At 65.2% G+C, this 10,518-nt stretch carries 6 protein-coding genes; 2 read left to right on the top strand and 4 right to left on the bottom strand.

What is annotated here, in order from left to right; all coding sequences use genetic code 11:
- Positions 1-44 precede the first annotated feature (44 nt).
- Entirely contained in the window at positions 45-1,751 is a 1,707-nt protein-coding gene (locus tag ACFXP9_RS04035) for a leucyl aminopeptidase (protein ID WP_397206030.1), read from the top strand.
- 3 nt (positions 1,752-1,754) lie between these two features.
- Positions 1,755-2,279 (top strand): DNA polymerase III subunit chi, encoded by a 525-nt coding sequence (locus ACFXP9_RS04030; protein ID WP_397206028.1) that lies wholly within the window; start codon positions 1,755-1,757, stop codon positions 2,277-2,279.
- A gap of 151 nt (positions 2,280-2,430) precedes the next feature.
- Here ACFXP9_RS04030 and metH read toward each other — a convergent pair whose 3' ends face one another.
- The 4 genes from metH to ACFXP9_RS04010 all read right to left on the bottom strand — a co-directional run bounded on the left by metH (position 2,431) and on the right by ACFXP9_RS04010 (position 10,411).
- Positions 2,431-6,195 (bottom strand): methionine synthase, encoded by a 3,765-nt coding sequence (gene metH, locus ACFXP9_RS04025; RefSeq protein ID WP_397206026.1) that lies wholly within the window; start codon positions 6,193-6,195, stop codon positions 2,431-2,433.
- 175 nt (positions 6,196-6,370) lie between these two features.
- Positions 6,371-6,838, bottom strand: coding sequence for a pyridoxamine 5'-phosphate oxidase family protein (locus ACFXP9_RS04020; RefSeq protein ID WP_397206024.1), 468 nt, complete (start codon positions 6,836-6,838; stop codon positions 6,371-6,373).
- A 101-nt stretch (positions 6,839-6,939) separates the two neighbouring features.
- Complete coding sequence (locus tag ACFXP9_RS04015; protein WP_397206022.1) at positions 6,940-8,598, bottom strand: hypothetical protein; 1,659 nt, start codon at positions 8,596-8,598, stop codon at positions 6,940-6,942.
- Positions 8,599-8,659: 61 nt separating this feature from the next.
- Complete coding sequence (locus tag ACFXP9_RS04010; RefSeq protein WP_397206020.1) at positions 8,660-10,411, bottom strand: PhoX family protein; 1,752 nt, start codon at positions 10,409-10,411, stop codon at positions 8,660-8,662.
- Between the last annotated feature and the right edge of the window lie 107 nt (positions 10,412-10,518).

The following is a 10,518-nucleotide window of genomic DNA, read 5'->3' as shown; positions in this document are numbered from 1 at the left end:
TGGTTTAGCCTTCGCCCGATTTTCCTTTCCAAGCGGAGCCTGCCGTGACCCACCCCGTTGAAATCAGCTTTGCCCATCAGATCGAGGATCTGGACAGCCGCACCGGCCGCATCGCGGTGCTGGTGACCGGCGCGGACCGCCCGCTGGCCGGGCTGCCCGGTCCGGCGCGCAAGGTGGCGGAACGGGCGCTGGCCTCGGACGCGTGGGGCAGGCTGGGGGCGGGGCAGGCGCTGGAACTGGCCTTCCCGGCGGGGCTGGCGGCGCAGGCGCTGCAACTGGTCAAGCTGCCCACCGATGCCGACCAGCGCGCCGCGCGCAAGGCGGGCGCGGCCATCGGCGCGCGTCTGGGGGCGGTCGAAACCGTGGTGCTGGCCGGCAAACATCCGCGCGCCGGGGATGTCGCGCTGGGGATCGCGCTGCGCGGCTATGACTTCAACGCCTATAAAACCCGGCCCGATGGCGCGCAGGGCGATGATGCCGACCTGTTGCCGCAGGTGCTGTCGGACAGCGGCAAGCGCCCCCAGCCCGCCCTGACCGAGGCACAGGACGCGCCGCATCCCGCCAACGACGCAGCCCCCGTTGACCCGTCCCGCGCCCGCGTGACGATGTTGGCCGACCGCCCCGAGGCGCTGGCCCGCGAGGCCGCGCAGGCCGCCGCCGTGGCCGAAGGGGTGTTTTTTACCCGCGATCTGGTCAATGAACCCGCCAACATCCTGACCACCACCGATTTCGCCGACCGCCTGCTGGCCATGCGCGAGCTGGGCCTTGAGGTCGAGGTTCTGGACGAGGCCGAGCTGGCCCGTCTGGGGATGCGCGCGCTGCTGGCGGTGGGGCAGGGCAGCGAAAGCCCCTCGAAACTGGTGGTGATGCGCTGGAATGGCGGCGGCACGGAACGCCCGCTGGCGCTGGTCGGCAAGGGCGTGGTGTTCGACAGCGGCGGCATTTCCATCAAGCCTGCGGCGGGCATGGAAGAAATGACCATGGATATGGGCGGTGCGGGTGTTGTCGCGGGGGTGATGCGCACGCTGGCGCTGCGCCGCGCCAGGGCGAATGTGGTCGGGCTGGTGGGTCTGGTCGAGAACATGCCCGATGGCCGCGCCCAACGCCCCGGCGATATTGTCCGCAGCATGAAGGGCGACACGATCGAGGTCATCAACACCGATGCCGAGGGTCGTTTGGTGCTGGCCGATGTGCTGTGGTATGCGCAACAGACCTGTGATCCGGCGGCGGTGATCGACCTTGCCACGCTGACCGGCGCGGTGATCATCGCGCTGGGGCATGAACATGCCGGGGTGATGTCGAATGACGACGATCTGGCCGGGGCGGTTCTGGCCGCCGCGCAGGCCGAAGGCGAGGGCGCGTGGCGTCTGCCGCTGGCATCGGCCTATGACGAACAGATCAAGTCGCGGCTGGCGGATATGAAAAACACCGGGGGCCGCGCGGCGGGCAGCATCACCGCCGCGCAGTTCCTGCAACGCTTTATCCGCAAGGACCAGCCTTGGGCGCATATCGACATTGCCGGTGTCGCCCTGCCGCCCGCGGCAACCGACCTGGCGCCCAAAGGGGCCAGCGGCTGGGGCGTGATGACGCTGGACCGGCTGATCCGCGACCGCTTTGAAAGCGCCCCCGGCAGGGCCCGCAAGACCGACCCGGTCGCGCCCGAAGCCGTGCAGACCCGCGTGGCCAAAGCCGGGGACGGCAAGGGCAAGGGCAAGCACAAGAAGGCCGGCAAGGCGCATAAAACGGCCTGAGCCATGGGATCGGCGCTGTTTTACCACCTGACCCGGTCCGGTGCCGATTCCCTGTTATCGGTTCTGGTGGCCAAGTCGCGTCAGGCGGGCTGGCGGGTCGAATTGCGCGGCGTGTCGCCCGACCGGATGGAGATGCTGGATCAGGCCATGTGGCAGGGCGATGGCTTTGTCCCGCATGGTCTGGCCGGGGGGCCGCATGATGCGCGCCAGCCGGTGCTGCTGACCGTGGCGGGGCAGGATGTGGCGGGGCAAGGTGTGGCGGCGCAGGATGCTGTGGCATCGGGTGCCGTTGTCGGGCAGGCTGCGGCGAATGAGCCTGACTGTATCGTCGCGCTGGACGGGGCCGGCCTGTCAGCGGCGGAATGTGCGGGCGCGCAGCGGGTCTGCGTGGTGTTTGACGGCAATGACCCCGATGCCGTGGCCCGCGCCCGCGATCAGTGGCGGGCGCTGGTGGCGGCCGGGGTCAGCGCCGAATACTGGTCCGAGGCCAGCGGGCGCTGGGAAAAGAAGGCCAGCGCGGGCGGCTGAGGCAAAGCGACGGGGACCGGGCGCGCGACCCTGTTCGGGGCGTGTCCGGGCCGTCGCGCCGCCTTGCTGCCATGGGTAGGGGCGGCGCTGTTTCAGGGGTATTTGGGCAACGAAGAAGCCCGTGGGCGCGCAAGGCACCGGCATGGCGGCATCAGGCCGCTGCGGCGCCTTGCGGGATATAGTTCAGGATCGGGGCCAGCCAGCGTTCGACCTGATCCAGATCCATGCCTTTGCGGGCGGCATAATCGCGGGCCTGATCTTCCTCGACCTTGGCGACGCCGAAATAATAGGCGTCGGGATGGCCGATATAGAGGCCCGACACCGACGAGCCGGGCCACATCGCAAAGCTTTCGGTCAGTTCCACCCCGGTGGCCGCCGTGGCGTCAAGCAGTTGGAACAGCGTGGTTTTTTCCGTGTGATCGGGCTGCGCCGGATAGCCGGGTGCGGGCCGGATGCCGGCATAGGGTTCCCCGATCAGGTCCTGCGGGGCAAAGGTTTCGTCAGCGGCATAGCCCCAGTAATCGCGGCGCACGCGCTGGTGCAGGGCCTCGGCCAGGGCCTCGGCAAAGCGGTCGGCAAGGGCCTGAACAAGGATGGCGGAATAGTCGTCATGTTCGGCCTTGAACCGTTCCGCGATGGCCTGTTCCTCGGCCCCTGCCGTCACCACGAAGCCGCCGACATAGTCGGGCTGGCCAAGGGGCGCGACGAAATCGGACAGGGCGACATTGGGGCGGCCATCGCGCTTGGCGACCTGTTGGCGCAGGGTGAAGAAGGTGGCAAGGTCCTGTTCGCGGTCCTCGGCGGTGAACAGGCGGATGTCGTCGCCCACCGCATTGGCCGGCCAGAAGCCCACCACCGCGCGGGGCCGGAACCAGTTTTCGTCAATGATCCGGGCCAGCATTGCCTGTGCGTCGTCAAACAGCGCGCGCGCGGCGGCGCCTTGTTTTTCGTCGTCCAGAATGCGCGGATAGACGCCCTTCATTTCCCATGTCTGGAAGAACGGGGTCCAGTCGATATAGCGCGCCAGATCGGCCAGATCCCAGTCGTCGATGACCCGCGCGCCAAGGAATTTCGGGGTGGTGGCGCGATAGGCCGACCAGTCGACCGCGACCGGGTTGGCGCGGGCATCGGCCAGCGGCAGACGCTTTTTCGCGGCCTCGGCGCGGGCGTGTTTGTTGGCGACCTCGGCATATTCGGTGCGGATATCGTCGACATAGGCCGATTTGCGCCCCGACAGCAGGCTGCCGACGACGCCGACCGCGCGGCTGGCATCGGTGACGTAAACCGCCTGACCCCTGGCATATTTCGGGTGGATCTTGACCGCCGTATGCACGCGCGAGGTGGTGGCCCCGCCGATCAGCAGCGGGATGTCAAAGCCTTCACGCTCCATCTCGGCGGCGACATGGACCATTTCGTCAAGGCTGGGGGTGATCAGGCCGGACAGGCCGATAATATCGACCTTTTCGGCCCTTGCAGTCTCAAGAATCTTGGTGGCGGGCACCATGACCCCAAGGTCGATAATGTCGTAATTGTTGCAGGCCAGAACCACGCCGACGATGTTTTTGCCGATGTCGTGGACATCGCCCTTGACCGTCGCCATCAGCACCTTGCCCGCGCTTTCGCGGCCCTCGCCGCCGGCAAGGCGCTTTTCCTCTTCCATATAGGGCAGCAGCACGGCGACCGCCTGTTTCATCACGCGGGCCGATTTCACCACCTGCGGCAGGAACATCTTGCCCGCGCCGAACAGATCGCCCACGACGTTCATCCCCGCCATCAGCGGCCCTTCGATCACATGCAGCGGGCGCTCGGCGGCCTGACGGGCCTGTTCGGTGTCGGCCTCGATATATTCGGTGATGCCGTTGACCAGCGCATGTTCCAGCCGCTTTTCAACGCTCCATTCCCGCCATGTCAGGTCTTTTTCGCGCGCCTTGGCCCCGCCCTGACCGCGATAGCGTTCGGCCAGATCCAGCATCCGTTCGGTGGCATCGCTGCGCCGGTTCAGGACCACATCTTCGCAGGCCTCGCGCAGGTCGGGGTCGATCTGGTCATAGACGGCCAGCTGACCGGCATTGACGATGCCCATATCCATGCCGGCCTGAATGGCGTGATACAGAAACACCGCGTGCATCGCCTCGCGCACGGGTTCGTTGCCGCGAAAGCTGAAGGACAGGTTCGACACCCCGCCCGAGATATGCACATGCGGCAGGGTCTGGGTGATGCGGGCGGTGGCGTTGATGAAATCGACGCCGTAATTGTCATGTTCCTCGATCCCGGTGGCGACGGCAAAGACATTGGGGTCGAAGATGATGTCCTCGGGCGGGAAGCCGATGCGGTTCACCAGCAGGTCATAGGCGCGGCTACAGATTTCGACCTTGCGGTCTTCGGTATCGGCCTGACCGGTTTCGTCAAAGGCCATCACCACCACCGCCGCGCCATACATCCGGCACAGCCGGGCCTGATGCAGAAAGTTTTCCTCGCCTTCCTTCAGGCTGATCGAGTTCACAATCGCCTTGCCCTGCGTGCATTTCAGCCCGGCTTCGATCACCTCCCATTTGGAGCTGTCGATCATCAGCGGCACGCGCGCAATATCGGGTTCGGCGGCCAGCAGGTTCAGATAGTCGATCATCGCCTGCCTGGAATCGATCAGCCCCTCGTCCATATTGACGTCGATCACCTGCGCGCCGTTTTCGACCTGATCGCGGGCCACGTCCAGCGCGGTGGCGTAATCGCCATTGGTGATCAGTTTGCGGAAACGCGCGCTGCCGGTGACATTGGTGCGTTCGCCCACATTCACGAAGGGGATGTCATCGGTCAGGGTAAAGGGTTCCAGCCCCGACAGGCGCATCTGCGGCGCGATTTCGGGCAAGGGTCGGGGTGGGTATTTCGCCACTGCCTGCGCCACCGCGCGGATATGGTCGGGGGTAGAGCCACAGCACCCGCCGACCACATTGACCAGCCCTTCGCGGGCAAACCCCTCGATCTGGGCGGCCATGGCGGCGGGGCTTTCGTCATACTGGCCCATTTCATTGGGCAGCCCGGCATTGGGATAGGCACAGATCAGCGTATCGGCCACGCCCGACAATTCGGCCAGATGCGGGCGCATGGCATCGGCGCCAAGTGCACAGTTCAGCCCGATGGTCAGCGGTTGGGCATGGCGCACCGAATACCAGAAGGCGGTCGGCGTCTGGCCCGACAGGGTGCGGCCCGACAGGTCGGTGATGGTGCCCGAAATCATCACCGGCAGGCGCAGGTTCTGTTCGGTGAACACCTCCTCGCAGGCGAAAATCGCGGCCTTGGCGTTCAGCGTGTCAAAGATGGTTTCGATCAGGATGATATCGGCGCCGCCATCCATCAGCCCGCGGATCTGTTCGGCATAGGCCAGACGCAGATCGTCGAAAGTCACCGCGCGATAGCCGGGGTTGTTCACGTCCGGGCTGATGGATGCCGTGCGGTTGGTCGGCCCCAGCGCCCCGGCGACAAAGCGTTCGCGCCCGTCCTGTGCCTGCGCGCGGTCCATCGCCTTGCGCGCAATGCGGGCGCCGTGAAAGTTCAGGTCATAGACCGAATCTTCCAGCCCGTAATCGGCCTGCGCGATGCGGGTCGATGAAAAGGTGTTGGTTTCAACAATATCCGCCCCGGCCATGGCATAGCGGAAATGGATCTCTTCGATCGCGTCGGGCTGGGTCAGGGTCAGCAGGTCGTTATTGCCCTGCTGGGGGTGTTCGCCATCGCCGTGGACATGGCCATGGGCGTGATGGCAGGCACAGCCGCTGCCATGGCTGTGTGCGCCGGTGAAATCATCCTCGGAAAAGCCAAGCTGCTGGATCTGCGTGCCCATCGCCCCGTCCAGGATCAGAATACGCTGTCGTGCGGCGGCGCGCAGGCGGTCGAATACGGGCGACAGGGGCAGGGTCATGGCGGCCTTCTTTGCAAATGATCCCTGCGTTTAGCGCAATCGGCCGCGCGCGCCAAACGCATATGATGCAAAAAGATCATGAGGCAATTTGATAACCCGGCAGGGGTGTCCCTGCCGGGTGGCGCGGTGGTCGTCGGGGCGTGCCTGCCGCCGCGGGGCTGCGCGGGCGGCCCGTTCAGAAGCGCAGGGTCGTGTGATCGCCCATATCAGGCTGATCGCCGGTGATCTGGGCCTTGGCGATCTGGAACATGAAATTCAGCGCCCCGGACCCCAGCCAGATCTCGGCCTCTTGCGGGCGGAAGGCCAGCAATTGCAGGTCGGGGTCCTGCTTGCCCTCCTCGAACCAGCTGTCAGCGACCATGTTCCAGATCTCGTCCAGCTTTTCGCGGTTCTCCGACAGCGACAGGGTGCCGGTGATGTCGGCGTAAAGGCCGTTGCCGTCATCGCAGATGGTAAAGCGGGTTTGCGGGTTGCCCGCCGCCGATTGCGCCATGTCGGTTTGTTTGGCGGTAATGAACCAGATGGTGCCGGTTTCGGCATCGGCATTGGGCGACATCGGCACCAGCCGGTCCCCCACCGCCAGCATTCCGGTGCGGGTTTTCGACAGGCGGTTCCAGAAATCGGTCTTGGCGTCGGTGGTCATGATGGCCTCTGAACTTGGGAACGGTGAAACGTGTTACGCAGGGCCAACGGATGGACCGGGCAGATGGTTCCGCCCGGCGCGGCGCGCGGGTCCGGGCGCGGTCAGTGCCGCACAGGCCGCAGCGAATACCACGGCGCAATTTCGGTCGTGATGCCGGTGGTCTCGCCCTCGGGGACGCTGCGATGGACGGTGGTCGCGGGCGCCAGAACCGCATCGCGGCCCCGGATAAAGGACTGGTCCTGCACGATCAGCCGATAGGCCTTGTTCAGCGCCACCGCCCGTTCCGCCGAGGGCGTCACCAGCGGCCCGATATCGGTCAGCAGCGCCTGACTGTGACCGGGGTCCAGCGTGCCATTGTCGCGCAGATAGGTCTGGATCACCTCGGTATTGGCGCGCAATTCGTCGCCGCCACGGTTGGCGCGCAGGTAAAAGGCATATTCGGGGTTGCCATCGGCGCGGACCGGCTGGGCCACGCCCGCCAGCCCGTCGCGCTGGGTCCAGTGCCACCAGCCGCCCTTTGCGGTGTTCGCCGCCAGCTTGCGCGGAAAGGCGAATGTGTCGTCGTCATTGACGCCGATGCCGCCGTGACAGCCCATGCAGAACACGGTTTCCTCGAAATTCTGGGGGCGCAGGTCGCCGGTCGCATCCTCGATAAAGGCTTGCAGACGCCAGCCGGTGCCATTGCTGATGCCGGTTTCGGAATCGCCAAAGAACATCGCGATGCGGTCGGGGAAATCGACGCGTTCCTTGGCCTCGGCCAGCGCGCCGTCCTCGCGGTCGAACCATGACAGCCAGCGGGTCTTGCGCATGTAACGCAGTTCTTTCATCCGCGGGGCCATGACCACCTTGCCGTCCTGAACGTCCAGATAGCGCAGGCTGTGGATAAATTCGGTCCCCAGCGGATACAGCCCCGCCGCCAGCGGCGCGTCGCCCCGTTGCTGGGCCAGCCGGGCGGCGCCGACCCATTGCATGTCGCGGCCCTGCCGGGGCGCCCAGTCGAACCCCACCTTCAGCGCCTGACCGATCTGGCCGTCGCGGTCCAGATCGACGCCAAGCGGGGCTTCGTCAGTGGCGGGGATGGGCACGTCCTGACGCTTGATCAGCGCCTCGGTGATGGCCAGATTCAGCGCATAGATCTGGCGGTCGGGCTGGCCGTCCTCGGCTTGGCGATAGATTTCGGGCAGGCGGATCAGCACGTCATCGCCCGACCCGTTGGTCGGCCAGAAGCTGCCCGGCAGCGGGGTATAGGCAAAGGCCCGCCAGCCGGTCGGGGTGCCATCGGCGGCGATGTCGAAGCCCTCGGGGTCGAAATTCAGTGCCAGATCCGGGACATAGCCCGACCAGCGCCCGTCGCCATCCTGATCCCAGCCTTCGGGCAGGTCACCGGCCAGACGCTGCGCCAGCAGGTTGCCCCCCTGCGCGATGTAATTGGACTGGCGCACATAGGTCATGATCTGGTCGTCGGGCATCGCGGCAATATCGTCGCGGCGGTCGGCAAACAGGTTGGTCCACGGGTTCACCCGCGCCGGGGCGGGGAAGCTGTAATCGAACTGAAGGTCGTAATCATTGATGTAATGCGGCGCGCGCGACCGCACATGGCAGGTCATGCAGGGGTTCGCAACGCCGGTCCGGGTGCGGGTCTGGGTATAGCATTGCGGCGGAATATAAGCGGTCTTGTTGACCAGCTTTCCTGTGGTTTGCTGATCGGCCAGCACCGGGCCGGCGGCAAGCAACAGCAGGGAAAACAGCAAGGTGCGCATGGAAAGGGCTTTCTGAAACGGGATGTGGCCGCACCCTCAGGCGCGGCCACCGGGGCGCAGGTTACTGCGCGGGGCTGTATTCGGAATGCCCGCCCATCGCCGGGAACGGCCCGATATAGCCGACATAGGCGCGGGCATCGGCGGCGTCCTGAAGCTTGTCCTCGTCCGATTCGCCATAGGGGTGCTGGACCACGGCCATCAGATAGCCATGACCGTTCACATCCGGGTACCAATAGGGCGAGGTGGTTTCCGACCCATACGGGGTCGAGAAGATGCGCGTCAGCGCCCCCGAGGTCAGGTTATACGACCAGATCGCGTCATTCTGGTGCCCGTCGCCGGTATCTTCACCAATGATCAGCGTGTCATAACCGTCGATAAAGGTCAGGTTGTCGGGGTTGGCGATGCCGTCAATATCGCAGCTGTTGACCGCGTCATCGACCGGTTTGCCGGTCAGCAGCGTGCGCATTTTGCTGACGTTAAAGCTGTCATCCATCGACAGGGCATAAACCGCGCCGCATTTGTTCTGGGTCAGGCGAATGTCGTTGCTGCCACCCAGATCCTGTTTCCCGGCGTCTTCCATCCCTTTCGAGACCTCGGACATGGCCAGATAGGCCTCGTTCTTTTGCGGGTTCCAAGTAAAGCCTTCCATCTTGCGGAATTCCAGCGTCGCGCCTTTGATGGCGGCGTAACGGCGGGTTTCCAGCGTCGCGGCGGCCAGTTCCATGCCCGGTTTCACCTTCAGGCACTGATGCACATCCTCGGCGATCGAGGGGGTGAAGCCGTCCGCGCAGCTGCCGTCTTCGGCCATGTCCGCGACCTCGAAAATATCGGCAAAGCGGGTCTTGGCGTCGATCAGCTTGCGGACCTCGTCGCTGGTCGCATGGCCCAGTTCGACCCAGTCGATATCGGCCTCGCCGGCGTCCTGATCGGCGGTCTGGGTCCATTTCGCGGCATAGAGCGTGCCTGCATCCAGCTTGCCGGCCTGATCCGCGATGAATTTGTAAAGGCCGACATTGGTGCCGTCATCGGTAATATAGACGGTCTTGTTGTCGGGCATGACATGGGCCAGTTCGATCGCGACGCGGCCCATCGCGTAATGTTTGGTGGCGCTGGCATGACCCTGATCGTCGATGGTGATCTCGGTCGGGAAGCCATAGGCATAGGGGTTAAAGGCGGCCCGGAAATCGTCCAGCGTCATGGTCGCCGGGTCCAGCCCGAAGAAACGCGCCATCGGGCGGTAATATTCGTCGATTTCCGAGATGTCATTGGCGGCCTCGACGGCCTCGGCATTGGGGGGGTATTCCTCGCCGCCCAGATGGTTGCCCCAGGGCGTGACCGACCCGGCGCAGGGCACCCACAGGCCGCCTTGCTGCGCGAAATCGACCGGGCTGGTCTTGGTGGCGGTCAGCTTGCCGTCCCCGTCCTGCGTCAGTTCGGTGACATAAATCGCACCGGGGCGCGATTCGAAATGCGTCACCGCATACAGTTTGTCCCCCTTGCGAATCAGCGAGGTGAAATCGGCATCCACCGACAGGTGTTCCGACCCGTCCTCGGAGGTGACGACCTTGCCGTCACGGTCGATCAGCGCGCCGAACACGCCATCGCCCAGCTTGTCGCCGGTGCGGGCCAGAACGTGATAGGCGATGGGGTAATCCTTGCCATCCACCGTCACCTTGTCCGAGGCCAGCACCTGACGCTTGGCGGCGTCATCGGCGGCAAAGGGCACGGGGGAAAAGGCAAGCTCTTGCGCCTGGCCCGTCAGGGGCAGGGCGGCAAGGGCGGTGGCGGCAAGAAGAATGGCTTTGGGCTGCATGATGCGCTCCGTTGGCTGTTGCGCCGCAAACCCTAGGGCCGTTCTGTGACAGGCAGGTTACAGGCCGCCGTTTTCTTGCGGCGACCTGTGCGGCACCGGGCTGGCCC

This window comes from Paracoccus jiaweipingae, assembly GCF_044335505.1.
In the GTDB taxonomy this organism is placed as follows: domain Bacteria; phylum Pseudomonadota; class Alphaproteobacteria; order Rhodobacterales; family Rhodobacteraceae; genus Paracoccus.
The sequence above is the reverse complement of the archived record's forward strand: the minus strand, read 5'-3'. Positions and strand labels throughout refer to the sequence as shown.